The following is a 26809-nucleotide window of genomic DNA, read 5'->3' as shown; positions in this document are numbered from 1 at the left end:
CTTGAGATCAGAGGCTATATATGACCCAACGGTCCCCGGAACGGAGCAGTGCCCAAAAGTCGGGTAAAAAGGCTCCTAAGGCGAAGCGCAAGAGCCAAGCGAAAATCCGGGACCCGAGTGGTCCGTCGGCTGCCGATCTGCGGACGGAACTTAGCCGCCTTACCTTCGGACTGGCTGAGGCACGTGAACGGCAGGCGGCAACCGCTGAGGTTCTTCAAATTATATCTTCCGCTCGCGGTGAACTCGGACCGGTGTTCGAGGCGATGCTCGCCAATGCCATGCGCATTTGCGCGGCGCAATGCGGCTTCATCTATAAGATGGAAGAAGGCGCTATGCGGGCCATGGCGGAAATCGGTGTCCCTCCTGCACTGGCCGAGTATCGTCAGCAGCATCTCCATACAGGCGGTGCAACGACCCCGGTTGATCTCATGCGAGCGACCAGGAAACCAGCGCATATACCTGATGCCCGTGAGAGCGACGCTTATCGGATGGGCAATCCCAACGCGGTTGCAGGCGTCGAACTCGGCGGTGCGCGGACGGTGCTGTACGTTCCGATGATCAGGGACGACAATATTGTTGGAGTCATCAACTTGTACCGGCAAGAGGTTCAACCTTTCACCCCGGAGCAAATCTCATTCGTGGAAAGCTTTGCCAGTCAGGCCTTTATTGCAATTGAGAATGCCGGCCTGTTCGAGGAGGTCCAGAGACAATCGCGCGAACTTTCCGAATCTTTACAGCAACAGACCGCGACCGCCGAAGTTCTCGGCGTAATCAGCGGTTCTTTCGGCGACTTAGGACTCGTCTTCGATGCGATGCTCGATAAGGCGATGGACCTTTGCGCTGCCGATTTCGGTGTGCTCAATACATTCGACGGCGAGCTGTTTCATACCGCTGCCACGCGTGGGCTCCCTTCAGCCTATGATGAATACCGGCGTAACCGGCCGTTGGAGTACGGACCCGGCACGGCGCCGGCCCGCCTCTTGCGTGGCGAACCGATTGTAGAAATTTCCGATCTTCGCGAGTCCGATGCCTATCTCAGAGGCGAACCCAACCGGCGAGCGCTGGTCGATCTAGGAGGGGCGCGAAGTGTTCTTGCCGTTCCGCTCCTAAAGAACGATCAGCTGGTCGGTAACTTCATGATCTTCCGCCAGGAGCCGACGCGTTTCTCGGAGAAGCAGATATCGCTCCTGAAACAGTTCGCGGCTCAAGCAGTGATCGCTATCGAAAACACGAGGTTGCTTCGTGAGCTGCGCGCGAGCACCGAGGATCTGCGAGAGTCGCTCCAGCAGCAGACTGCGACCGCCGATGTGCTCAAGGTCATCAGCCGCTCTGCCTTTGACCTGCAAACCGTCCTGGACACGCTCGTCGAGTCTGCGGCTCGATTGTGCGAGGCGGATATGGCCGCGATCACGCGCCAGAAAGGGGACGAATATTTCCGCGCCGGATCATACGGCTTTACGCCGGAGTTCATGGATTATGTGAAAGACATCCCTGTCAAGCCGGAACGCGCGACCATTACGGGCCGAACCCTGCTTGAAGGAAAGGTGATTCATGTGCCAGACGTGCTTGCCGATCCCGATTACGCGTTCTCGGAGGCGCAGAAACTAAGCGGTAATCCGCGAACATTTCTCGGAGTACCCCTTCTCCGAGAAGGCAACCCGGTTGGCGCACTCGTGCTGCTGCGCCGAACAATGCAACCTTTTACAGACAAGCAGGTCGAATTGGTCACAACCTTTGCCGATCAGGCCGTGATTGCTATCGAAAACGTGCGGCTGTTCGACGAAGTTCAGGCGCGAACCAAAGAACTCGCGGCTTCCCTGAACGATCTGCGAACCGCGCAGAATCGTCTAGTGCAGACCGAGAAGCTGGCCTCGCTCGGCCAGCTTACCGCCGGTATCGCACACGAGATCAAGAACCCTCTCAACTTCGTCAACAATTTCTCGGCCCTTTCGGCGGAGCTGACCGACGAGTTGAATGACGTGCTCAAATCCGCCACTTTGACCGACAACATCCGTGCGGAAGTTGAGGAACTGACCAAGACGCTGAAAGACAACCTCGGAAAGGTTGTTCAGCACGGCAAACGCGCCGACTCCATCGTGAAAAACATGCTGCAGCACTCCCGTGAAGGCTCCGGCGAGCATCGTCCTACGGACATCAATGCGATAGTCGAGGAGAGCTTCAACCTGGCTTATCACGGTGCTAGAGCAGAAAAGGCAGGCTTCAGCATCGCTTTGCATCGCGATCTCGACCCTTCCGTTGGTGTGGCTGACGTGTATCCACAAGAGATCACGCGGGTTATGCTCAATCTGATATCGAACGGTTTGTACGCCACCACGAAACGGAAAGTGGAAGCTGGTGAAGGCTTCGAACCCATGCTTTCCGCTTCGACAAGGAACTTGGGAGACAAGGTCGAAATACGTGTTCGCGATAACGGCACCGGAATCCCGGAAGGAATCAAAGAGCAAATATTCAACCCGTTCTTCACTACGAAGCCTTCCGGGGAAGGTACTGGGCTGGGCCTGTCGATGAGCCATGACATTATCGTAAAGCAACACGGCGGCAGCATCGAGGTCGAGACGGAGCTTGGGCTGTTCACTGAGTTCAAGGTCGTATTGCCGCGGACAAACCGAAGTTAGCTTGCCAAACGCCTTCGTCGGCGCGTCCAATTGTGATGCGGGCATGAGTTGGGGTGTGACCCCGTAGTGCGTGGCCGGCGTCGGCGCGCTCCGCTTCTTGCGATCAAATGCGAAGTCCCGACGTCGAGATGCGATCCGGGGACAAAAAATGCAAGGCCCGCACGGTATGCGAGCCTCGGAAGGAGAATGGGATCAGGGTCAGGCGGCCTTCTTAAGAAGACCGAGCTGCGTGAGTGCGGTCTCTCCGTCGTTCAATCGATCCCTTCGCCTCCCAAACAATATACCAAACTTGGATTTATTGAACGTTGTCGGATATTGTCGTCCAAGCACCGTTCGCCGGAGTGACATGAAATGAATGCTTTGAGCAAGTCCGATCAGCGCATGCGAGAAGTTGAGAACGAAAACGACGTGCTACGCGACCTCCTTTTGAAAGCAGGCGTTGAAGCGAACGCCCACGTCGCTGCCGCAAAACTACAAACCGTTCTTATCGGGGAACTCCACCATCGCGTAAAGAACATGCTCGCGATTGCATCCGCAATTGCGGCTCAAAGCCTACGCGATGCTTCATCTATTGACGCGGCGGCCAAGACCATCGCCGAGCGGATGAGCGCGCTCGGCGTATCTCATGATCTCTTGATTCAAGAAAGCTGGACCGGGGCGGGTTGCCGAACGCTGATCGAGAACGCGATCAAAGCATTTCAGACCAAAGGCTTCGAGCAATTCACTATTGAGGGGAACAACGTCGCCGTGTCTTCCGGACCTGCGGTCGCGTTGTCTATGATAATTCACGAGCTAAGCACCAATGCGTTGAAGTATGGCGCGCTATCAGTTGCTGAGGGACGGGTCGCCATCACTTGGTCGATCGACGCGGAGAATCAACGCTTTCATCTCGAATGGCGCGAACGCGGTGGCCCGCGGGTTGTCGAACCAACCAAAAAGAATTTTGGTAGCCGCTTCATTCAGACGGCTTTGCCCGGTCAGCTTAAAGGGGAGGCTCGATTGCTGTTCGAGTCGACCGGAGTCGTTTGCGACATCAACATTCCCCTAAGCTCGCTTCAAGAAACGATTATAGCGGCAGTCGACTAGAGCGTGGTTGGATCGCTCGGCTCGTCCCCAAACGCTCGCAGCGAAACAGCGTCGGTGAAGTCGCCCAGCATCCATCAGGTTGCCCGTGGGCTGAAGCCGCGTCGATCGTGCCTTCCCCAGGGTGCGCGCATCCACATGTCACGCGAACACGGAGCTGGCACCCAACTTCATTTGTACTTCAATAACGCCGTCCCGCCCTCTCTGGAACGACGCACCCTAACCGATTGTATTTACTAATTGAACTCTTACCTCGCATTCTACTCACACCCCCGAGTGCCTCAGCTTTCAACGTATTGCTACGATCTCCCTCGCCGTCCCAGGGGGCCGCCATTTGGAACCATTTCCCCTCCTAGCCGTTAACGACCGTTCACGTTTTTGGGGGGTGTTATGAGGGCATCGGTAGTTTCAACCGATTTGCGAGATAGCGCGAGTGCAGGCCAGTACTTGGCTGCTGAAGTGCAAAAATCCCTAACTAAATCGCCCGACGCTTTGGTCGTATTTGCAGCTCCCCAGCATGATCACCAAGCGATGCTTTCGGCCATCAAAAGGGAGTTGCCCGAAACGATAGTTGTCGGTGCCTCGTCTGCAGGTGAGTTTACGAATGTGACGAGCGGGCAAGGCTTAGCCTGCGCAATGGGACTGGTAGGAGAGGACGTAGTCTTTTCACACAGTATCGGGCGTAATCTCGCGCGGGATGCCGCTTCGGCCGCGCAAGAGATAGTTTCCAGGTTTACACCCACACCACCCGGCCAGTTTCCGTTTCGATCCGCTCTCGTTTTGGCTGACGCTCTAGCCGGACACGCTGATATCTTGGTGGATCAGCTGACATTAGCTACAGCCGGTCAATATCAATTCTTTGGTGGAGGCGCGGGGGACAACGCTCAATTCCAAAAGACAACGGTATTTTGTGGTGACGAAGTCTTGTCCGACGCCGCGGTCGCCCTGGAAATTCTTTCTTCGAAGCCATTGGGGGTAGGCGTTAGTCACGGCTGGAGACCCGCTTCAAAAGCCTATCGCGTAACGGCAAGCGACGGAATGCGGGTGATCAGTCTCGATGGCTTCCCTGCTATCGAAGCGTTCGAAGAACACGCCAAGGAAACCGCTCAGAACTTGGATCGGAAAGAACCGTTACCATTCTTCCTGCATAATATCATTGGAGTGGAGACAGGGGTCGAGCATCGCTTGCGGGTGCCCCTTGCGGTCGACCCAGGGGGCGCAGTTATATGCGCCGCTGAGGTCCCCACTGGGTCAGTTGTAAGAATCATGAGGACTAGTACAGAATCAGCGGTCGCTGCCGCGAAGGTGGCTTCAAATGCTGCCCTGTCTGCATTAGGCGGGCGTCCAGCCGCAGCCCTTTTCTTTGATTGCGTCGCTACCAGGCTGCGGATGGGGGACGAGTTCGGCTCAGAGCTCGCCAGCTTGCAGGAGAGATTTTCCGATGTTCCACTGACGGGATGTAATACCCACGGTCAGATCGCGCGGGCGGAAGGCCAGTTCAGTGGCTTTCACAATTGCACCGCGGTGGTCTGCGTATTTCCCGAGTAGATCACTTGAACGATGATGGGGCGTGCCTTCTGAATGGATTTGCCAACGCCACCGGTAGGCAGGAAGCCTCGGCCCGCTTGGCCAGGGAAATGGGAGGCGAAGCATTTCTTGTTTTCCTGAAAGATGAGGAAACGGGCAGTTTTGCGCCAGCTCAGGGATTTCATCAGCGTCTGCCTGGCGGCCCGTCTTGGCGCTCATTTTTAAACCAGGCGTCGCGCGGCTGCGAGTTCTCTGGAGAGGTGGCGTTTCCTGGTCCAAACACACTCGTTCCCGCCGTGTCTCGTGCAGCCCCTGCGGCAATTTTGATGTTTGTCGGCAGGAATTTGTGTGTCCGTTGGAATGAAATCGAGCCGGGACTTCCGCTACTGATCGAATTACTTAAAACCGAGGCAAGGGTTCATATAGCGCTGGCACGCGAACGTTCCGCCAGGGAGGCGGCGACTCATGCGACGCACCTCGCTAAAGCGCTTGATGGCGCGCGTAAAGATGTATCGGCGACATCCCTGAGACTTCAGCAGCTGAATGCCACGCTTGAACAGCGTGTAGCGGAAGAAATTGCGCGTCGGAATGAGGCGGAAGCAGCGCTGCGTCAGGCGCAGAAGCTCGAAGCTATCGGTCAGCTTACCGGTGGGGTTGCACATGACTTTAACAACTTGCTCACAGTGATAATGGGAGGCCTTGAGACGATCGGCCGGCAAATTGCAAGTATGTCCGATGCACCACAGCTTGCGCGGATCATGCGTGCCCAAGCAATGGCGCATCACGCATCCCAGCGAGCGGCGACGCTCACCGCGCGATTGTTGGCATTTTCGCGCCGCCAACCGCTCGATCCAAGGTCAATTGATGTCGACCGCTTGCTCGCGGGAATGACGGAATTGCTTAGCAGCACATTGGGAGAACAGGTCCGGCTTGAAATCGTAGGCAACGCCGGTTTGTGGAGCGCCTTGGCTGACGCGTCAGAGCTGGAACATGCGATCCTTAATCTTGCTGTCAATGCCCGAGATGCAATGCCCGGCGGCGGACGACTTACAATCGAGACCGGCAATACATGGTTGGACGATGAGTATGTTACTGCACTGCCAGAACCCGTCCCTTCCGGCCAATACGTTTTGGTGGCCGTTACAGACACTGGAAGCGGAATGGATAAGGCTACCGTAGACCGCGTATTCGAGCCATTTTTCACCACAAAGGAGGTCGGCAAAGGCACCGGCCTAGGCTTGAGCCAAGTCTACGGTTTCGTGCGACAAACGGGTGGGCACATCAGGATCTATAGCGAACTAGGTCATGGCACGACAGTCAAAATCTATCTTCCTCGATCCCAGACAGGCCCCGACGACCAGGTAAATCGCATCCCGCCAACTGCAACAATGTTACGGGGGAACGAGGCTATCTTAGTTGTGGAAGATCATGATGATTTGCGTGCCTATTCATCCGGAGTTCTCCGTGACCTCGGATATCAAGTCTTTGAAGCGGCGGATGCAGCATCGGCAATCGGCTTTCTTGAATCGTCTCGGACCATCGATTTACTTTTCACCGATGTGGTGCTGCCGGATAATCTTCACGGAAAAAATATCGCAGATCACGCTAGAAGGCTGCATCCGACGATCAAGGTGTTGTTCACTACGGGTTACACGCGCAATGCAATAGTCCACAACGGCCGACTTGATGCGGGGGTCAACTTGTTGAGCAAGCCGTTTACGTTTCGCGCGCTGGCCGAGAAAGTACGGAAAATTCTCGATGAGACATGACGCTAGGCGGGCAGGTACTTAAGTACTACTGCTGTTGGGGACTGACCAGAAAGAGCGAGGCCGGTACGGTCCGCGTCAGCACGATTGCGGCTAGCGTAGTAAGTTGCTTCAACAGCGAACCCGCTTGCACGTGCTCCCTGACGCTGGCCGAGAGCGCGCGATCCTGGCGTCGTGGGGTTCCGACGCCTCTGGGATTCAATCTTGCCTGTCCATGCGCGCACCAGCCGGATTTAAGAAGCCGGTATCGCTTGACGAGATCCTGGACGCGTTGTGTGCCCTGGACGGGGGCCCTCGAACGCCGCCCGGTGGGAAGCCTTGTCGCCTTGGATTACCGAGCGTGCGCTCGGCCTGAAGTTCGGAGCCTCAGATGACAATGGACGAAAAACTCGCGCGGCTTCGCTTCCATCGCAACAATGTCCACCGCTACCGCCGTCTGCTGAGCACTCGTCTCTCAGATCTTGAACGTGAGTTCTTGAGCCGGCGACTCTCGGAGGAGTAAATTGCAAATGATGCGCAATGGGCGGCAACTTTCCCAATATGATTGTCTCTTTATGCTAAACCCTCTGGTGGGTGCCCGGCGGCGACGTGCCCGCCAGACGGCGCTTTTCCGCCAAACAATCGGGGCGGGCCACCATGAAGTTCCCAATCGTAAGGAGGTGAGCGGCCTCAATTGCCTGGGACTCCTCCGCTCCTTGATGTTGATCGAAGTCGCCTGTTGTTTGGCACGTCTGAGGCCAGCCCGCATTCCTGAGACTTCAGTTCACCGATTAGTGGGGAGTCAGCGCGATCCGGGCAAACCGACGCGATTGCGCGAAGAGGACATGGCGTTGGCGCAGCCGCGTTCGTGATCCGTTCTGGGCTGCCGAGTTGTTCGTATGCGATGCCCCGGTGCTGGCCTGCCGACCTCGACGCCTGCTTTGATTTGAGCCGCGGACCTAATTCAGCCCTGCCAAAGTGTTGCATTGGATGGAACAGTGGGTAAATTATTGCGCATCACAGTAGCGCCCATGAGTGCTGGCTATGGCGGAGTATCGCCTCTATCGCTTTGATAAAGAAGGGCACATTCAGGAGCCCCCCGTGATCGTCGAGTGCGAAGACGATGACGCTGCCATTGCCCAAGCCAAGCAATATGTGGACGGCGTCGCAATTCAAGTGTGGGACCGCGCCCGTCGAGTAGCCGTATTGCCGTCCGTAGATTGAGGCCGCCTCAATTTGCGGGCCGCTTTTTCTCAGATGTGACGGTGACTTGCCGGCCCTTCCGCGGAACCAAATGGCGCGCCATACGTTAGGGTGGGTTCGGCGGACCGCAGGGGCGTCCGCCCATGTTCATTTCAAATAGGCGAGGCCCGCATCGGGCCGTCGCTCCTCTCGCCCCCGAGAGCCGAGCGCCTCTCATGTCAAACGTCGAAGAATTCCCGCTCTCCCCCCGCCAAAGGCCCACAGAGTTCGAAGCGCTGGTCGCGGCCGGCCACGCCGCGCTCGATGCCATTCCCGGCGCTGTCTATCTTTGTGACGCGGAGGGACTGCTCGTCGCCTACAACACCGAGGCCGTGGAATCGTGGGGGCGAACACCTGACCCTGCCAAGAAGGAGCGCTTCTGCGGTTCGCATCAGCTCTACCTGCCCGATGGAACTCCGCTTGCCCATGCCGACAGTCCCATGGCCGCGGCGGTTCGTCTGGGAGCGCCCACGTGCAATGCCGAAGTCATAATGGCACGGCCGGATGGCTCCCGCTTTTCGGCCCTGGTCAACATCCGGGCGTTGCGCGATCATTCTGGCTGCATCCAAGGTGCCATCAATTGCTTCCAGGACATCACCGGACGCAAGCAGGTGGAGGAGGAAGTCCGCCGGAAGACGCAGGATCTGGAGGATTTTTTCGACAACAGCGCTGTTGGTCTCCATATCGTGAGCGGAGAGGGGATTATCCTTCGCGCCAATAAAGCCGAACTGGATCTGCTTGGTTACGGGCCCGAGGAGTACATCGGCCGCCACGTTGCCGAGTTTCATGCCGACGCGCCGGTGATCGGCCATATCCTTCAGCGCCTTTCATGCGGTGAGCCGCTCGATCGTTTTCCTGCGCGGCTGCGGGCAAGTGACGGCTCCATCAGGAATGTGCTGATTACGTCGAACAGCCGCATTGTGGACGGCAAGTTCGTCAACACGCGCTGCTTCACGACAGATGTCACTGAACTCCGTGTTGCCGAAGAGGCACGGAACGCTAGTGAAGCCAGGCTCGCAGCAACTTATGAGGCCGCCAGCGTCGGCATCGCCGAGACCGATGAGAACGGCCGCTTCTTGCGGGTGAACGATTCCCTCTGCCGCATCACCGCCCGGTCGCGCGACGAGCTGTTGCGGATGACCTTCATCGACTACACCCATCCTGATGACCAGACCGAGGATGCCGAGCTGTACGCGCGTCAAGTCCGCGTCGACATCGACAACTACACGGTTCGCAAGCGTGCACTGCGGCCCGACGGGTCGGTGCGCCATCTCGACATTTTCAGCTCGTCGGTGCGGGATTCGGCAGGGCGCTTCCTTTATGGCGTGCGCGTCGCCCAGGATGTCACCACCACCAAGCAGCTGGAGGACCGGCTGCGCGACGGCGAGCAGCGCATGCGCGATCTCCTCGAGGCGCTGCCGGCAGCTATTTACACGACGGATGCCGAGGGCCGCATCAATTTCTTCAATCGGGCGGCGGTCGAGATGGCGGGCAGAACGCCGCAGCCGGGCGACGAGTGGTGTGTGACCTGGAAGCTCTATTGGCCCGATGGCACGCCGTTGTCACACAACGAATGCCCGATGGCCGTCGCGCTGCGCGAAAACCGGCCGGTTCGCGGTGCCGAAGCGGTGGCGGAACGTCCAGACGGCAGACGCGTGCCGTTCATTCCTTATCCGAAGCCGCTGCGTGACGCGGCAGGCAATTTGATCGGCGCCATCAACATGCTGGTCGATATCAGCGAGCGCAAGCGCGCGGAGAACGCCCAAAAGGTCTTAATTGACGAGCTCAACCATCGTGTGAAGAACACTCTGGCCACCGTGCAGTCGCTCGCGAACCAGACCGCGCGCCACGCGGCCGACCTGCCAGAATTCCTGCCGACGTTCACTGGACGGTTGCTTGCGCTGGCCCGCGCGCACGACCTGCTCACCAAGCGAAGCTGGCAGGACGCACCTTTCGGACAGCTGGTCCACGATATCGTGGCTCCGGTGTCAGCCGGACGGGTTTTGGCAGAAGGGCCTCACGTCGATCTGGACGCGCGCACCGCACTGAGCATCACCATGGTGCTGAACGAGCTTCTGACCAACGCCGCGAAGTACGGCGCACTCTCGGTGCCCGATGGGACTGTGTCCTTCACTTGGCGGCTTGGCCCCAACAAACTGTCGCAAAGCGCGGTGGAATGCGAGTGGCGCGAACGCGGCGGGCCACTGGTTTCACCACCCAAGCGGCGCGGCTTCGGCACGCGACTGATGGAGCGGTGCCTAGAGCATGACCTCGCGGGCGAGTTCGATCTGGTGTTCGAGCCAGAGGGCACCCGCTGCCGTATGGTGTTCCCCCTAATGCTTGCAGCGTCCAATGGTTGAGCTGTCCGGCGCCAGGGTTCTCCTGGTCGAAGATGAGGGCTTGGTGGCCCTCATGATCGAAGACATGCTCGAGGAATTGGGATTGAAGGTGGTCGCCTCGGCCGCCCACGTGCCAAAGGCGTGCGAACTTGCCTCCAGGGCATCGTTCGATCTGGCGCTGCTTGACGTGAACCTGGCGGGTGAACGTGTCTTCCCGGTAGCGCGCATCTTGCGCGACCGGAAAATCCCTTTCCTGTTCAGCACCGGTTATGGCGGACCGCCGCTTGAGGAGGAGTTCAGCCATGCGCCCGCAATCGGCAAGCCGTTCTCTATCGAGCAATTAAAGGAGCAATTGCGGACGATTCTGGCGCTCCCGTAGAAGCGCGGCTATGCGCGCCCGCGTATGTCGCTCACGCATTCGATCTGAAATCTACCTTCGATTAGACCACCACACAAACCGACTTGCGTGAAGCTCTCGCGGATAGCCGTGGCAAGTTCTTCGTCGGTCACCGCTAAGCCGCCCGCGCTTCTCCAGCAACTTGGTGAAACAGAATGAAGCGGCATACGTCATCCGCAAGTTCCCAAGCGAAGGTTTCAGTTTCGACATCGGGATCACTTACAAGACTTCATTTCTGAAGCCGTTCTGCCCTAAGCCGAAGCGACTTTGTGCGTTCTAATTAGATGGACCGCAGCTATGGGTTACGATTTGACCGAGAGCATCAAACGTCAGGACTACACTGACGATCCCGTTTCTCGCGACGTAGGAGATTAGAGCTCCATCATCCGATGGCTGCAGGTTGTCCAGCTCCGAGGCTGGAAATTGCCAAAGCCGGTCCATCCAATAGGCGTGAAGGCCCTCTCGGCCAATGATGGCTTTCATGCCGCCACAGCCGCAATGGAGTGTCGCATCCTCAGCATACATTCCAAGGATAGTTTCAATATCGCCAGCGCGGTAGGCGTCGAGCCAATCAACCGCAGCGGCCATTGGGTCGAAGGACATATTCCTCACCTACATGCCGTGATCGACCGCAGATGTAGGATTGGCCTGATGAACGCAAGATCAAATTTAGGAGTTCCGCGTCCGTAGTTCTCCGGGCATCAACGAGTTTCGGTTGAGCAATAGCAATGGGAGTGCCGCTTTCATCCCGTCGAACCAGCAACTTCAGCTCATGGCCCGTCTCGGACCAACTGGGCCCGTTCCATTACGTCCGCTGTTCGGGGTGGATCGGAAGTGACAGGTAGAAGTCTGCATGGACGGCGAATCACCCGAAGCAGATGCGCCGTTCGCCTGGCCGTCGGGACAATGAAACGATCGTCTTCGTAACCTTCGAGTAGTCCGGAATGATAGGCCCCGCCGGCCACATCACGAGATTTCATGTAGACGAAAGCTTGAACTGGATTTCCTTTTGCGACTGGCTCGACGGCTATTTTTAGACGCAGGTTGCCCGGCTTTCCGATCGATTCTATCTGATCCAGCGCTGCAAGCTGAAACGCGTGGACCCGATAAAGTTCGCCTCGGACCTTATGGCCGTTCCCCGGCTCGTTAAACATCATCGGCGCGAACCACGGCCCAGCGATTACAAGCGGAAAGCGCTCTTGTGTGCAATAAAGGCCAATGAATTGGGCTCCACGAAGCCCTTCGTCGTGGAGTGGAAAACCTTTTTTCAAAGTGCCGAACACAAACAGATCCGTCTGCATCTCCCATTAATGCATGGGGCTCCCGCAAGTTCTGCTCCTGGCCCATGGCGACCGATCAAGCGGGCCTCGGTTGGTTTCCTATCCGAGGGAGAACCGACTTGATTTGCTCGCCGAGATTATGCCGGCTCGTGACCCAAACCGGTCATTAGTAGTGCCCTAGACATGTTGTCTCGGCTGGGGGATTATTGCGCGGTAGGCGAACCAGAGGCGCCGCTATGGATGATCTCGGAAGTTGGCTGCGGGAACTTGGTCTCGAACAATATGAGAAGGCCTTCCGCGAGAACGAGATCGACGACGTTGCGCTTCCGAACTTGACGGCAGACGATCTGAAGGATCTTGGTGTCCGAATTGTTGGACATCGCCGGAGGCTTCTCGACGCCATTGCCGCTTTGCGAGCTTCGAACCCTCTAGGGCCCCTTACCGCAGTTCCTCTGGAAGACGATCATATTGGAAAGGACGTTGCGGAGCGCCGCCAGGTCACCGTGATGTTCTCGGACCTTGTCGGTTCGACGGCGCTCTCGATCCGTCTGGACCCGGAAGACCTGCGCGAGATCATTTCGGCCTATCAGAGGTGCGTCGCTGATACCGTGCGCCGCTTCGGCGGCTTCCTCGCGAAATATATGGGCGATGGCGTGCTCATTTATTTCGGCTATCCCGCAGCACACGAGGATGACGCCGAGCGTGCCATTCGGGCCAGCCTGGCTCTGATCGATGCGGTAGCGTTACTCACGGCGCCTGAGCCCCTACAGGTACGGCTCGGGGTTGCCACCGGGACCGTAGTCATCGGAGACCTTGTCGGATCCGGAGAAGCGCAGGAGCGCGGCATCGTCGGCGAGACGCCGAACCTCGCCGCGCGCCTTCAAGGCATCGCCGAGCCGAACACCGTCGTCGTTGCCGAGACCACACGCAGGTTGCTGGGTAACCTTTTCGAACTGCGGGACCTTGGACCCAGGGAACTAAAGGGTATCGCTGGGTCGGTGAAAGCCTTCGCGGTAGTGCGGACGAGTTTTGTCGAGAGCCGCTTCGATGCGATGCATGCCAGCGGCCTCACTGCGCTCGTCGGACGAGAAGAAGAACTTGAGCTGCTTTTGCGCCGCTGGGCGAGAGCCAAGGCCGGCGAAGGCCGGGTAGTCTTGCTGTCCGGTGAGGCCGGAATCGGCAAATCCAGGCTCTCTGCCGCGCTCATGGAGGAAATCGCGGCCGAACCACACACGCGACTGCGTTATTTCTGCTCGCCGCAGCACACCGACAGCGCTCTTTACTCAATCATTGGGCAATTCGAACGGGCAGCCGTACTTGTGCACAGCGACACACCGCAAGCCAAGCTGGACAAGCTCGATGCGCTGCTGGCGCAGACTTCGACGTCCCGGCAGGACGCGGCGCTCCTGGCCGAGATGTTGTCGCTTCCTAATGATGGGCGCTATCCAGCTCTGGAGCCTATTCCCGAACAGCGCCGGCAGAAAACGCTGGCAGCACTCGGCCTCCAATTGGAAGCCCTTGCGCGCTCCAGTCCCGTGCTCATGATCGTCGAGGATGCGCACTGGGCCGATCCCACAAGCCTGGAAGTCTTCGGTCGTGCCATGGACCGAATCGCGAGTCTCCGCGTGCTCTTGATCGTGACGTTTCGACCTGAGTTCGACGCCCCGTGGGTCGGACAATCGCACGTTACGATGCTAACTATCAACCGCCTGGCTGAGCGCGACGTCGGCACCATGATCGACCGCATGGTCGGCAACAGGCTGCTGCCGGCCGATATCAGGAGGGAAATTGTCGAGCGCACCGATGGCGTCCCTCTGTTCGCGGAGGAGATGACGAAGGCGGTGCTGGAGGCTGAGAGCGAGACTGAAGCGATGCAGGCTGCGGCTGCGATCCCCTCGCCTGCGCTGGCTGTGCCCGCAAGCTTGCATGCTTCTCTGATGGCGCGGCTCGACCGGCTTGGCCCGGCTAAAGAGCTGGCTCAGATCGGGGCGGCGATAGGTCGTGAGTTCTCGCAGGTGCTGTTAGCCGCCGTGCTGCGGAAGTCAGAGCCGGAACTGGCCTCGGCGCTCGACCGCCTGATGCAAGCCGGGTTGCTGTTCCGAAATGGCATCCCGCCGCACGCGACCTATTTGTTCAAGCACGCTCTCGTTCAGGACACCGCCTACGGCTCATTGCTGCGCGATAGGCGGCACGCGCTGCACGCGCGCATTGCCCGGGCGCTCGAGGAGACGTTCCCGGACGTCGCGGCAATCCAGCCAGAGGTTCTCGCGCACCACTTTACCGAAGCTGAGCTTGCGGAAAAGGCCATTGCCTACTGGCTGGCGGCCGGCCAGCGCGCGGCTGAGCGCTCGGCGCACGCCGAGTCCGTTGCCCATCTCTACAAGGGGCTGGCCCTCGTAAAGCGGGTCGCCGATCCGGTGGAGCGTGCCCGTCGCGAACTCGCACTGCAGCTTGTCCTCGCGCCGGTGCTGTTCGCCACCAAGAGCTATTCGGCGCCGGAGGTCGAGCAAGCCTACCTGCGCGCACGCGACCTGTGTCAGCAAGCCGGCGATGGAGCGCAGCTCTTTGCCGTGAACTGGGGGCTTTGGCTTATTTATCAGCAGCGCTGCGAGTTCAAGAGGGCTCGCGGCCTATTAGACGGGCTGTTCGAGGTCGCTCGCCAAAGCGCCGATCGGGCCCTTCTCCTGCAGGCGCATCATGCTGCATGGACTACACTCGTCCATCTCCCGGAACTGACCGCGTGCCGGACGCACCTCGAAGCCGGCTTGGCGCTGTATCGGCCGGACGCGCACCGCGCCCATATGTTCTTGTATGGCGGCCACGACGCAGCCGTTTGCAATCGATACACCTCCGCGGCCGCCCTTTGGTCGCTTGGCTTCCCCGAGCAGGCGCGCGCCACGGCCCACGAGGCGGTGAGCATGGCTCGGGGGCTTTCGCATCCCTTCAGCCTTGTTCTCGCCCTGGTGTGGGCGGCAATGACCAACCAGCATTTGGGGGAAGTTGAACCTGCTCAGGAGCAAGCGGAGGCCGCAGTCGCGGTGTGCGCCGAGCATGGCATCGCGCCGCACTTGGCGGCGGCCGGGAGTATCTTGCGGGGCTGGGCAGTCGCGGCACGCGGGCAAACTATGGAAGGGATCGCGGAGATTCATCGCGGTCTCGCTGCCATCGAACTGACAGGCGTGCGAATTCGTCGGCCCTATCATCTTGCACTGCTGGCTGAAGCTTCGGCGTGGGCCGGAGAAATCGAGCACGGATTAACCGCGCTGGTCGAGGCTTCGCGCATTGTCGAGGAAACTGGCGAGCGGCGGTGGGAGGCGGAAATCTACCGGTTGACTGGGGAGTTGACGCTAGTCGGGCCGGGCGGCGGCAGGACCAAAGCAGAATTATGGTTTCAGCGTGCGCTCGACGTGGCTGGTTGCCAGAACTCTAAATGCCTGGAGCTGCGCGCCGCCATCAGCTTGGCCCGGCTCTGGCGCGACAGCGGCAAGCACAGAGAAGCCCGAGAGCTTCTCACTCCAGTCTACGTCTGGTTCACCGAGGGGTCCGATACGTTGGATTTGAAGAAGGGGAAAGCCCTGCTCGAGGAGCTGGCGGCATGATCGCTGACAGCGGCTCGTGGCCCATCGCTTCCGTTGGCGCGGTGTCGCTGCGTGTCGGCTCACAAGGTCAGACCGGAAGTTTGCAGCCGGTTGCCAGTTCGGCGGCTTGTGACCCTGGCTGTGTGAAAACGTCGGCGCTCTTAAGGCTCTACATTTACGGTTATCTTAACCGTGTGCACTCGAGCCGCCGGCTCGAGCGTGAAGCTGGCCGCAACGTCGAAGTGTCGATCACGCGAACCGGATTGTCATCTAAAATTCAGCATCCAGGCATTCCGGCAACAAAGTCGATTGCCCGCGATCAGCCCCTTGAACGAAGCGCCTCATGTGATGTTGCTGCTCGCCCGGCTTGCGCCCGATCACAAAACGATCGCCGATTTCCGCAAGGACAATGGTCCCGCATCAAAAGAGTCTGCGCGCGCTTCGTCGAGGTGTGTCGCAAGATGGGATTGCTCGCGACAGCCAGCGTCGCCATCGACGGCAGCAAATTCAAAGCAGTCAATAATCGCGATAAGAACTTCACGCGCGGCAAAGTCGAGCGGCGGCGCACGCAATTGGAGGAGAGTGTTGCGCGCTATCTCGCTCAGCTCGATCGCCGCCGACCGGCAGGAGCCGTCGGAAACGCGTGCTGAACATCGTCGGGATGAAACCGCTGCTGGCGGCGGTGAGGGCGGGATACGGGCGCCGGCGCGCGCCGTTGCGATTCATCGGGCGCGTGAAACAGCCCGACATTGCGTCAGGATGAGTTCTGGTGGCCGTAAAATTGTCCAAATTGATCGGATTGCGCTAGCCTGAGTCCAACCGCGCCAGTCTGCGTCATGCAATAGTGTTTTTACACGACCAAGACCCGAAGCGGACCTTCTCGCGAAAAAATAGCGCGGGCCGACACAGTTATCGCTCGACTGCAAATATGCGCCACTCGCCGGGAACACCCTTTAGCGATCGGGCACCACGGTCGCCGAACCGTAACGCTGACCCAGCCACCAGTTCTTTGACGGTACTCGATACTAGGACCTCGCCCGCGCCTGCGAGCGCTGCAACACGTGCACCGATGTGGACGGCGATGCCGCCCACATCGTCATCGCTAATTTCGCACTCGCCCGTGTGCAGTCCCGCGCGGATTTCGATGCCCAGCGATCGAACCTCTTCGGCAATTGCGCACGCGCAGCGTACCCCGCGTGCCGGCCCATCGAAAGTGGCCAGAACGCCGTCGCCAGTCGTCTTGACTTCGTGCCCGCGGAAGCGATCGAGGTTGCGTCGGATTGTAGCGTGATGGGCATCAAACAGATCGTGCCAACGGCGGTCGCCGAGTGCAGCCGCCTTCTCGGTCGATCCAACGATATCAGTAAAGAGAACCGTAGCGAGCACCCGATCGCCGGTGACCGGCGCGCGCACGCCGGTCAAGAATTCCTCGATCGTATCTGCAATTAGATCGGCGTTGTCGCCGAAAAAGGGAGGGTGGTCAATTCCAGGAAGCTCGACGTAACAAGCCGCGGGAATGTGCTCAGCCAGATAGCGGCCCCCCTCCACATTGATTGCCCTGTCGCCGGTGCGGTGAACGACAAGTGTGGGAATCCGGATCGTTGGCAGGATATTACTAATATCGATTTGACTATTCATGCGCATGAGTTCGGTCGCTGCAGCGGGGCTTGCGCCCAGCCGCTCAAATCTGCCCATCCACTGTTGGGCGGCTGGATCGTTGGCAAGGGAGGGAAAAAAGACGGCTATACTGCCGCCAGATCCCCAAGCCTGATCAATATATGCAAGGAACTCTGCCAGATCCTTCTCTGTTGGTAGCCAAGATGAAAATTGCGCAAAGCCGCCGTAGAGGATCAGCGCACGGGACCGTGCCGGATAGGTGGCAGCGAACAGTGCCGCCAAGGATGCGCCTTCCGATGCTCCAAGGAGCGCCGCCTGTTCCATATCTGCTGCGTCCATAACTGCCCGGAGGTCGTCCATACGTTGATCGAGGCCTGGAAGCTCCGGGACACGATCGGACATGCCTGTCCCACGCTTGTCAAACATTGCCACCCGAGCAAAGGATCCCAGCCGCAACAGCCACCGAGCGACTGCGGGATGCTCCCAGTAGACCTCAATGTTCGACACGAAATAGGGAGCGAGAACCAGATTAATCGGCCCGTCGCCAAATACCTGATAAGCGATATGGACGTCGCCGCTCTTCGCATAGCGAGTGACCGGCTGCATGGATGATCTCCCCGGCCACGGTCGTCGCAGTCCGCTCAGAGTGTAGCAGCAAGAAGGGTACCGGCATAGGTTGAATGTCTCCGGTTGACCCGCTGCCGACCTTTGCTTACAGGGCCGCTATGTCTGCCTTGAGGAGATAAGCCGATCCAGGCTCAAGTCGGTTCGGAAGTCGGCCTGTGACCCAAACCGGCCTTTTCGCGCGACGGCCCGGCCAAAGATAGCCCTGGGAAAACGCCCAGACCTCAATGAGCTTGGCGACACTGATCCTACGAGTCTCTCCAATTTGGAGCTTTGTTTTTCGCTGCAAACGTTCTCAAATGCCTGCGACCGTTAATGCTCATACGTGAATGGACGACACCAGCGCCTCGTCCGTGCGACCAAACACAAAGGAGGAAACGCTATGAGCGCGATCTCGCCGGAAATCCCTTCGAGGCGTGGCGCGAAACCTGTTCCGCGCTTCATTTGTATTGCCAAGTTGTCGGCAAGTATCGGCTCGCGAGGACGCCGTGGGTCAATCATTCATGGCACGCGACTTTCTACGTGAATGCTCGCGGGCTCACGACTTCACTGGTTCCAGACGCCTCAGGTATCGAGATCACCTTCGATCTCTCCCGTCATGTCGTGATCGGAGAGGCCTCTGATGGCCGCCGGGTTGAAATGGCGCTGGGGCCGATGTCCGTTGCCGACTTTCACGCCCGGTTCTGTGAGTTGGTGGGACGTCTCGGCGGTACACCGGAATTCGACGGTCGGCCCAATGAAGTCCCCGATCCGATCCCCTTCCAGGACGACCGTCAGATCCGACCCTATGATGCAGCCGCAGTGACGCGGTTTTTCAGGGCCCTGGTTGCGATCGACGGTGTGTTTCATCGGTTTCGGACGGGCTTCACCGGAAAGGTCAGTCCAGTCCATCTCTTCTGGGGCAGCTTCGATCTCGCGGTGACGCGCTTCTCCGGACGTCCTGCTCCGCTTCACCTGGGGGGCGTACCGGGTTTACCGGACGAAGTGACGCGCGAGGCCTACAGTGATGAAGTCTCGTCTGCCGGCTTCTGGCCGGGCGGAGGCGGCACAGACTTTGCGGCTTTCTACTCTTATGCCTATCCCACTCCGAACGGTTTTGCCGACGAACAGATTTTGCCGACGGGCGCATATTTCGATCAGAAGCTTGGGGAATATCTCCTGGCGTACGAGGTTGTGAGGAAGTCGAGCAATCCGGAGGCGACGCTCATGTCGTTTCTGGAAAGTACCTATCGGGCGGCAGCCGATGCCGGACGCTGGGATCGTGCCGCGCTCGAATGTCCGATTGGTCACCCCCTTCTGCCCCGCCCCCTGGATAGGAAGAGATGAAGTTCGACGAGCCTTCCCCTTGGTCAGGCAGAGCACCTCAATCGCGATGTCGAGCCACTACGCTGTGCCGGCGGGGCCGCTCGTCAAGCGCGAATATCTGTTGGCGATTGGCCATCGGCGGAAGCGCGGCCCGACTGGGACTCCCTAGACGTCCGCCTTCAACGCGCCGCTTTCGATCCAATCGGTCGGATCCACAACCGAAAAAGAATGCCGCCTAGCAAGGAGCAGAGCGCCGCCACCTGCAACACTATGCGTAGCGCGCGTTCGAACGCTGCCGTTGCGGCTTCGGTGATGCCGGCTTGTCCGGCCAGTATTGCATTCAGCGCTTCGTTGGCTTCTGCGCGCGGCGAACCGGCAAGATGATACGAAAAGCTGGCGAACAAAACGGCGCCGAGCGCCGCGACTGCAAAGAGACCTGCCACCCGGGCGACCGCGTTGTTGACGCCCGAAGCGACCCCGGCGTGGGCGTCGCCCACTGACGACATTACCATCGAGGTCAGCGGCGGGACGGTGATGGTCATGCCGATGCCAAATACGCAGATCGCCGGAAACGCTCCGGCCCAGTAGGATTGTCGAAAATCGGCAAAAGCCAGCAGCGCCAGACCGCAGCCTGCGATGACGGGTCCGAAGGTGAGCGACTGCTGCGGCCCGAAACGATCGGAAAGCCTGCCGGCGAATTGCGCGCCGAAACCCATGATGACAGCAAATGGAAGCAGCGCAGCGCCGGCCTGCGTCGCGGAGTAGCCGCCGAGCCGGATCAAGCCGAACGGCAGATAATACAGCGCGCCGCCTAGCGCGAAGTAAAGCAACAGCGTCAATACGTTGGCTGCGGAAAAACTGCGCGAACCGTACAGCGATAGCGGCATCATTGCTCGTGCACCGAGCCGAACTTCCATTGCGAGAAATAACAAGAACAATACAAATCCCAATCCGAGCGCGCCAATTACGGTTCTGTCAGAAAATCCCGACGCGGGAATAGCGCCAAGCCCCCAGCTGATCGCGGCGAGACCGGCGGCAACCGTGGCCGCTCCGGCCCAGTCCAGCGATTTTGCATTGTCATTTCGGCTTTCGCCCGCGAAGCTGCTCGCAAGTCCCGCCGCGACGGCCGCCAGCGGCAAATTGAGCAGAAAAATCGCACGCCACGACACCTGATCGACGAGCCAGCCGCCCAGTACCGGGCCGACGGCAGCGGTCAGCGCGCCGACACCAGCCCATACTCCGATCGCATGGTTGCGCTCGTGCTCGTCAAAAGTCGCTCCCAATAGCGCGAGGCTTGCCGGGATGAGGAGCGCGGCGCCAACCCCTTGGATTGCGCGGCTTGCGATTAACACGGTGATGTTCGGCGACAGGCCACACGTAATGGAGGCCATGGTGAATATCGTAATGCCGAAAACAAAGATGCGTCGACGGCCGTAAAGATCGGCAGCCGCCCCCCCAACCAGCACCATAGCGCTGAGCAGCAGCAGATAGGCACTAACGATCCATTGGGTCGCGGCCACCCCTGCATGCAGGGCGTGCTGAATCGCCGGCAGGGCGATATTCACGACCGAGCCGTCGACCAATGCCATGCTCGAACCGAATATGGTCGCCACCAGCGTCAGCCGCTTGCGCCTTTGCGGCAGTGCTGCGTCAAAAGCTGGTATGGCCCGGATAATGTTGGCTTCGCAGGGAGGTTGTGTGAAACCAACCATTTGGGGGCTCGAGAAGCGTGGCTGTCGCTATCAGCGTGCGCCTCGCGGGTACCGTTGGCAACCGTCGGTTCAGCCCGTTTCGCCGAGGTCGATCGCTCGGGTGGTCGGCAGATCCGGCAGGATGCCCGCTCAGGCCGATGTCTGCTTGTGGCCCTTCGGCGAAGCAGCAGCATCGCTCCACGAGGTCCGCTTATTGAGGAATGGCGGACAAGATTTGCTCAGGCTGAGTTCTTCGCATTTTGACCCTAAGCCGACCACGGCGACCCAAGAAAGCTAAATTAGTTCGGCCGAGGATTGTCTGGAATTGCAGACACGTCAGGTACTCGGTCATATCCGACCTAGCGCAGCGGTGATATGTTTATCGAGAGCGGGGCCTTTTCCCGCAATCACGCGGCCTGACGTTCGGCCCCCGAAGCAACCCTAAGGTTTCGAGGAGGTCCCGATGCATACAAACCGTCGCGACTTGCTGTTGGCGGGATGCTGCGCCGCCTCCACTCCGCTGCTTTGGAGCATTACCACTCGGCTCAGGGCCGAAGAGCCCGATCCGCCGCCAGAAACCACCACGATCCGCCTCGCAAAGAGCCCGAGTATCTGCATCGCGCCCGTGTACGTAGTAAGCGACCTGCTGAATGCCGAGGGATTTACAAATGTAGTTCACGTCGAAACCGGGTTCGTTGGTAGCGGCGCTGCACAAGACAAAGCTATCTGGAAAAACAGCGATGTCGACTTCAATCTGAATTTCTCTGGGCCACTTCTTCTCGAGATCGACCGAGGCTTGAGCACTACCATTCTGGCCGGGGTTCACGTCGGCTGCTTCGAGCTCTTCGCCAGGGAGGGCATACGCAGCGTCGCCGACCTGAAGGGGCGGACCGTCGGCATCCAATCGCTTGAATCGCCCCCGCATGTATTTCTGAGCGCGATGGCGACACTTGTTGGGCTCGATCCCGCTAAGGATATCGAGTGGGTGACGAGCGCGAAGGTCAGACCTATCGAATTGTTTGCGGAGGGCAAGATCGACGCCTTCCTTGGATTTCCCCCAGAACCTCAACGTTTGCGTGCGCAGAGCATCGGTCGCGTCATCGTCAACAGCGCACAGGATCGCCCATGGTCGCAGTACTTTTGTTGCATGTTGGCGGGCAATCGCGAATTCGTTCGAAAGAATCCTATCGCCACCAAGCGCGTGGTGCGCGCCATGCTCCGGGCCACGGATTTGTGCGTGAGCGCGCCGGCCCTCGTTGCACAGCGCATGGTGGATAGGGGTTTCGCGCCTCGCCTGGACTACGCGGCTCAGACTCTTGCGGATGTGCCGTACCATCGCTGGCGCGAGTACGATCCTGAGGACACAATCCGCTTTTACGCGCTTCGCCTGCGCGAAGCTGGGATGATTAAATCGAGCCCGGCGAAACTTATCGCGGATGGAGCTGACTGGGGGTTCCTTAACGCGGTTCGACCTGAACTGGGAGGCTGATTGATCTAAAGCGTTTTCGAGGAGGTCCCGATGAATACGAACCGTCGCGACTTGCTGTTGGCTGGGGCCTGTGCCGCTACCACTGCCCTGTTTGGGATCGCGGCGGCGCGCCTGAAGGCCGAAGAGTCCACTCCGCCGCCAGAGACCACGACAATCCGCCTTGCGAGGAACGCAAGCATTTGTATCGCTCCGCAGTACGTGGTGAGCGACCTCTTGAATGCCGAGGGGTTTACAAACGTCGTTTACGTCGAATCTGACGCCGGCGTGGAGCAAACCAGAGCAATCGCGAAGGGCGACATCGATTTCACCCTGCATTTCTCCGGCCCGCTTCTTCTTGAGATCGATCGAGGCGCGAGCATTACTGTTGTGGCTGGGGTTCATGTCGGCTGCTTCGAGCTGTTCGCCAGGGAAGGCATACGTAGCGTTGCCGATCTGAAGGGGCGAACCGTCGGCCAGCAGGGGGTTGGCAGTAGCCCGCACGTTTTCATCAGCGCGATGGCGACGCTTGTCGGACTTGATCCCGCCAAGGATATCGAGTGGGTGACCAGTGCGTCGGTCAAACCGATCGAGTTATTTGCTGAGGGTAAGATTGACGCGTTCCTTGGCTTCCCTCCGGAGCCACAGCGTCTGCGTGCCAAGAACATCGGGCATGTAATCGTCAACAGTGCGCAGGATCGCCCATGGTCGCAGTACTTTTGCTGCATGTTGGCGGGGAATCGGGAGTTCGTCAGAAAAAATCCCATCGCCACCAAACGTGTAGTTCGCGCCATGCTTCGGGCGACGGATTTGTGCGTAAGCGCGCCGGCCCTTGTTGCGCAGCGAATGGTTGATGGGGGTTTCACGCCTCGCCACGACTATGCGGCTCAGACGCTCGCGGATGTGCCGTACAACCGCTGGCGCGAGTTTGATCCCGAAGACACAATCCGCTTCTACGCTCTTCGCCTGCGCGAAGCGGGGATGCTGAAATCGAATCCTACAAAGATTATCGCGGACGCAGCCGACTGGCGGTTCCTGAACGAGGTTCGACGTGAACTTGGAAGCTGATTCGACGTCGTTTCTTGGTCAGCGCCCGCTCCCTGCAACGTCGCGAGGAAGTGGCGACGAGACGTCAGCGAAGAGCGGTCTTCTCGGGTTTGAGCTGCGCCCCTCGTTGCGCACGAAATTGCTGATGGCCTTCTTCGTCATCGAAATGCTCTTGGTCTCGGTTGGGCTAATCGGCCTCCTTTCGCTCCGCGAAGCGGACCAGCGGGCGAACCAGGTTGTTGGCCTGCAGCAGAAGATCGAGGCATATCGGCAGATGCAGCACAATACGCTTCGACAACTTTATGGCGTATCCACAGCGCTCGCCTTTCCGAACGAAACGACATTGGCAGTTGTGCTGCGGCAGATCAACCAGTTTGGGTACGACCTTGACCGTGTCTCGTTCGTCGCAAAGGACGAGGTGGCGCTGCTCAACCAGGTGCGCGAAGAATATGCGCGCTTTATTGCCGTCGTTTCACACATCGTCGATCTCATCCGCGGCGGGCGAGGGGCTGAGGCCAAACAGAGCGAACTCGCGGAGCTCGGGCCTCTCGCGGACAAGCTCGAACGACTGACCAATCAATTGGTCAACCGGGCTGAAGCGGACATGGTGGCCGGGATAGATGCGAGCCGACAAACCTACACCAAATCTCAGATACTTGTCGCTGGGGTCGCGCTCGCAAGCTTCGTGCTTACGCTGGTCCTGGGACATGCGATCTCCCGGTCTGTGATCGAACCAGTGCGCATCATTCATGACGGACTGAATCGGATAGCCGCTGGCGATTTCGCCCAGCGTATCGACCTTCCCAATCGGGACGAACTCGGGGAGCTTGCGGCGCACGTCAATTCGACCTGCGGAGAGCTGCAGCAGCTCTACCGAAGTCTTGAGGAGGCCAGCCGTCACAAATCGCAATTTCTCGCAAACATGAGTCATGAGTTGCGGACGCCACTGAACGCAGTACTCGGCTTTTCAGAGCTCATGCTCGACGGCATATACGGCAATCCTCCGGAGAAAATGCGATCCGCCGTCGAACGCATCCAACGAAACGGCAGACATCTGCTCGGGCTCATCAACGATGTCCTCGATCTCTCCAAGATTGAAGCCGGACAGCTTCGACTTTCTCTGACCGATTACTCGGTAGAGGAATTGATAAACGTTGTTCATACCTCCGTTGAGTCTCTCGCCGCGGAGAAGAAACTAAGTTTGAGAATTGCTGTTCCGCCTGGCTTGCCGCCGGCGCGAGGAGACGAACGCAGGCTCGCTCAGGCCCTGTTCAATCTCGTTGGTAACGCGATCAAATTCACAGACGCGGGAGAGGTCCGGATAGAAGTGGAAACGAGGGGAGATTCCTACGTCTTTTCCGTTCAGGACACGGGACCGGGCATCGACTCAGTCGACCAGGTCAGAATCTTCCAGGAATTCCAGCAGGTGGATAACTCGATCACCAAGACGAAAGGAGGCGCGGGATTGGGGCTCGCCATCGTAAAGCGCATTGTGGAGATGCATGGTGGTCGAATCTGGATAGAATCCCGCCTCGGCCACGGGGCGAGATTCTCTTTTCTGGTGCCGGCTCGGCTCGAGCAGCAGGCGATGCAGACATGAGCAAGCGCGTACTGGTGGTCGAGGATCAGGAGGACAATCGGCAGATTCTGCGCGATCTGCTTACAAGCGTCGGTTACGAAATGATCGAGGCGCACGACGGCGAAGGAGCGCTCGTGGCGGCGCGAACCCAAAGCCCGGACCTGATCCTTATGGATATCCAACTGCCTATTCTTGACGGATACGAGGCGACACGGCGCATAAAGGCGCAGTCGGATCTCCGCCATATTCCAATCATCGTCGTTACCTCCTATGCGCTTGGCGGCGATGAAGAAAAGGCACGCGCGGCAGGCTGCGATGCCTATGTCGCAAAGCCCTACAGCGCAAGAAAGCTACTTGAGACGATCAATCGATACCTGACATGAAGTTCCAGCGCATGCTGACGTGGAGCAGAGATGCATGTCCCACCCCGAATCTTGATCGTGGATGACAACGAAACGAACCGCTGCCTTCTTACAGCTCGCCTCGACGCCGAGGGTTATCAGACCATGGAGGCTGAAAACGGCGAGAGGGCGCTCGCGGTCGTGCGCGAAGTCGCGCCGGACGTTGTCCTCCTCGACGTCATGATGCCGAAGATCGATGGCTTTGAGGTCTGCCGGCGACTGAAGGTCGATACGACGCTTGGATTTGTTCCAATCATCATGGTGACGGCGCGAACCGACTCACAGGATGTCGTCACTGGACTTAACGCGGGTGCCGACGAATATCTGACCAAGCCAGTCGACCATGCCGCTCTCGTTGCGCGTGTTCGTTCCATGTTACGCATTAAGGAGTTACATGACCGAGTTGAAGCTCAGGCGATCGAACTCGCCGCGTGGAATAGAACGCTCGAGCAGCGTGTTGCGGAGCAGGTTGTGCAAATTGAACGGGTCAGCCGTCTAAAGCGCTTTCTCTCGCCGCAGATAGCGGAATTGATTCTTTCTTCATCGACATATGAGCCGTTAGCGAGCCACCGCAGACAGGTGACAATAGTCTTCGGTGACCTTCGAGGTTTCACGGCGTTCGCAGAGATTGCCGAGCCCGAAGAGGTGATGGCGGTGATGCAGGAATATCATGCCACCTTAGGCTCCCTTGTCCACGAGTTTGAAGGCACGTTGGAGAGGTTCCTGGGCGACGGAATCATGGTGATTTTCGGCGATCCGATTCCTTGTACAGATCCATGCAAGCGAGCTGTCCAAATGGCTATCGCGATGCGAAGCCGCCTGTTGGAATTATCGATGAAATGGCGGCGTGCAAGACACGAACTTGGATTTGGAGTCGGCATTGCATTTGGATATGCGACCCTCGGACCTATCGGTTTTGAGGGACGTTCTGAGTACAGCGCGATCGGAACCGTGGTAAATCTGGCTGCCCGTCTTTGCGCGGAGGCGCGCGACAGTCAGATTCTCGTCGATAGCAAGGTACGGGAAGCGCTTGACGCGAGGGTGACCGCGGAGCCCGTGGGTGAACTGACGCTCAAGGGGTTGCATCGTCCGATAGCGGCATACAACGTCCTTGAGATGACTTAGTCCGCTCGAATCGGCCCGGCTAGAGGTCCGGCTCTTGTCCGGCCGACCAGAGTTGATCCCGCTAACTACCTGAAAGGGCTACGCCCCCTGAGCTTCTTTGACCCGCGCGAAAGCGATCGAACGGATCA

Annotated in this window: 18 protein-coding genes and 1 pseudogene; 15 read left to right on the top strand and 4 right to left on the bottom strand. The window is 58.9% G+C overall.

Annotated features, from left to right (window positions below; genetic code table 11):
• The first annotated feature begins 20 nt into the window (after window positions 1-20).
• The 7 genes from ABIB00_RS16645 (at window position 21) to ABIB00_RS16615 (ending at window position 10951) form a co-directional block, all read left to right on the top strand.
• The gene (locus tag ABIB00_RS16645) at window positions 21-2636 is read left to right on the top strand and encodes a GAF domain-containing protein (RefSeq protein WP_354105084.1); all 2616 of its coding nucleotides are present in this window, start codon (window positions 21-23) and stop codon (window positions 2634-2636) included.
• Window positions 2637-2987: 351 nt separating this feature from the next.
• On the top strand, window positions 2988-3722 hold the full coding sequence (locus ABIB00_RS16640) for a sensor histidine kinase (RefSeq protein WP_354105083.1): 735 nt from the start codon (window positions 2988-2990) through the stop codon (window positions 3720-3722).
• A gap of 444 nt (window positions 3723-4166) precedes the next feature.
• Window positions 4167-5267, top strand: coding sequence for an FIST signal transduction protein (locus tag ABIB00_RS16635; protein WP_354105082.1), 1101 nt, complete (start codon window positions 4167-4169; stop codon window positions 5265-5267).
• Window positions 5268-5272: 5 nt separating this feature from the next.
• Window positions 5273-7015 carry an ATP-binding protein gene (locus ABIB00_RS16630; protein ID WP_354105081.1) on the top strand — a complete coding sequence of 581 codons (1743 nt, stop codon included), beginning with the start codon at window positions 5273-5275 and terminating at the stop codon, window positions 7013-7015.
• Between the two features lie 1020 nt (window positions 7016-8035).
• Entirely contained in the window at window positions 8036-8215 is a 180-nt protein-coding gene (locus tag ABIB00_RS16625; RefSeq protein WP_247445849.1) for a hypothetical protein, read from the top strand.
• 194 nt (window positions 8216-8409) lie between these two features.
• A complete protein-coding gene (locus tag ABIB00_RS16620) occupies window positions 8410-10593 on the top strand; it encodes a PAS domain-containing sensor histidine kinase (protein ID WP_354105080.1) in 2184 nt (727 codons plus the stop codon).
• Window positions 10586-10951, top strand: a complete 366-nt coding sequence (locus ABIB00_RS16615) for a response regulator (protein ID WP_247445851.1) — start codon at window positions 10586-10588, stop codon at window positions 10949-10951. Before ABIB00_RS16620 ends, ABIB00_RS16615 begins: the two co-directional genes overlap by 8 nt.
• Window positions 10952-11245: 294 nt before the next feature.
• On the opposite strand, the gene ABIB00_RS16610 is transcribed toward ABIB00_RS16615, so the two are convergent.
• Together ABIB00_RS16610 and ABIB00_RS16605 are read right to left on the bottom strand one after the other, a co-directional pair.
• Window positions 11246-11572: a nuclear transport factor 2 family protein gene (locus tag ABIB00_RS16610; protein ID WP_247446255.1), complete on the bottom strand. Its 327-nt coding sequence runs from the start codon at window positions 11570-11572 to the stop codon at window positions 11246-11248.
• 167 nt (window positions 11573-11739) lie between these two features.
• Window positions 11740-12270, bottom strand: coding sequence for a gamma-glutamylcyclotransferase family protein (locus tag ABIB00_RS16605; protein WP_354105079.1), 531 nt, complete (start codon window positions 12268-12270; stop codon window positions 11740-11742).
• A 215-nt stretch (window positions 12271-12485) separates the two neighbouring features.
• On the opposite strand from ABIB00_RS16605, the gene ABIB00_RS16600 reads away from it, so the two are divergent.
• Together ABIB00_RS16600 and ABIB00_RS39090 are read left to right on the top strand one after the other, a co-directional pair.
• The gene (locus ABIB00_RS16600; RefSeq protein ID WP_354105078.1) at window positions 12486-15848 is read left to right on the top strand and encodes an AAA family ATPase; all 3363 of its coding nucleotides are present in this window, start codon (window positions 12486-12488) and stop codon (window positions 15846-15848) included.
• Window positions 15849-16172: 324 nt separating this feature from the next.
• Window positions 16173-16463: pseudogene (locus ABIB00_RS39090) on the top strand (transposase); the annotation flags it as partial.
• Window positions 16464-16736: 273 nt separating this feature from the next.
• Here ABIB00_RS39090 and ABIB00_RS16590 read toward each other — a convergent pair.
• Complete coding sequence (locus tag ABIB00_RS16590) at window positions 16737-18050, bottom strand: adenylate/guanylate cyclase domain-containing protein (protein WP_247441980.1); 1314 nt, start codon at window positions 18048-18050, stop codon at window positions 16737-16739.
• 333 nt (window positions 18051-18383) lie between these two features.
• On the opposite strand from ABIB00_RS16590, the gene ABIB00_RS16585 reads away from it, so the two are divergent.
• Entirely contained in the window at window positions 18384-19394 is a 1011-nt protein-coding gene (locus tag ABIB00_RS16585) for a DUF5996 family protein (protein ID WP_354105077.1), read from the top strand.
• Between the two features lie 158 nt (window positions 19395-19552).
• Here ABIB00_RS16585 and ABIB00_RS16580 read toward each other — a convergent pair whose 3' ends face one another.
• Window positions 19553-21085: an MFS transporter gene (locus tag ABIB00_RS16580; protein WP_354105076.1), complete on the bottom strand. Its 1533-nt coding sequence runs from the start codon at window positions 21083-21085 to the stop codon at window positions 19553-19555.
• 442 nt (window positions 21086-21527) lie between these two features.
• On the opposite strand from ABIB00_RS16580, the gene ABIB00_RS16575 reads away from it, so the two are divergent.
• The 5 genes from ABIB00_RS16575 to ABIB00_RS16555 are packed head-to-tail and all read left to right on the top strand — an operon-like array spanning window position 21528 to window position 26681.
• Window positions 21528-22553, top strand: a complete 1026-nt coding sequence (locus tag ABIB00_RS16575; RefSeq protein ID WP_354105075.1) for an ABC transporter substrate-binding protein — start codon at window positions 21528-21530, stop codon at window positions 22551-22553.
• 30 nt (window positions 22554-22583) lie between these two features.
• A complete protein-coding gene (locus ABIB00_RS16570; protein WP_354105074.1) occupies window positions 22584-23597 on the top strand; it encodes an ABC transporter substrate-binding protein in 1014 nt (337 codons plus the stop codon).
• Entirely contained in the window at window positions 23581-25176 is a 1596-nt protein-coding gene (locus tag ABIB00_RS16565) for a HAMP domain-containing sensor histidine kinase (protein ID WP_247442218.1), read from the top strand. The genes ABIB00_RS16570 and ABIB00_RS16565 overlap by 17 nt, the downstream gene beginning before the upstream one ends.
• Window positions 25173-25538, top strand: a complete 366-nt coding sequence (locus ABIB00_RS16560; protein WP_085394089.1) for a response regulator — start codon at window positions 25173-25175, stop codon at window positions 25536-25538. The genes ABIB00_RS16565 and ABIB00_RS16560 overlap by 4 nt, the downstream gene beginning before the upstream one ends.
• Before the next feature lie 57 nt (window positions 25539-25595).
• Window positions 25596-26681, top strand: coding sequence for a response regulator (locus ABIB00_RS16555; protein WP_354105073.1), 1086 nt, complete (start codon window positions 25596-25598; stop codon window positions 26679-26681).
• Window positions 26682-26809: the final 128 nt, after the last annotated feature.

Source organism: Bradyrhizobium sp. LB14.3 (genome assembly GCF_040547985.1).
In the GTDB taxonomy this organism is placed as follows: domain Bacteria; phylum Pseudomonadota; class Alphaproteobacteria; order Rhizobiales; family Xanthobacteraceae; genus Bradyrhizobium.
The sequence above is the reverse complement of the archived record's forward strand: the minus strand, read 5'-3'. Positions and strand labels throughout refer to the sequence as shown.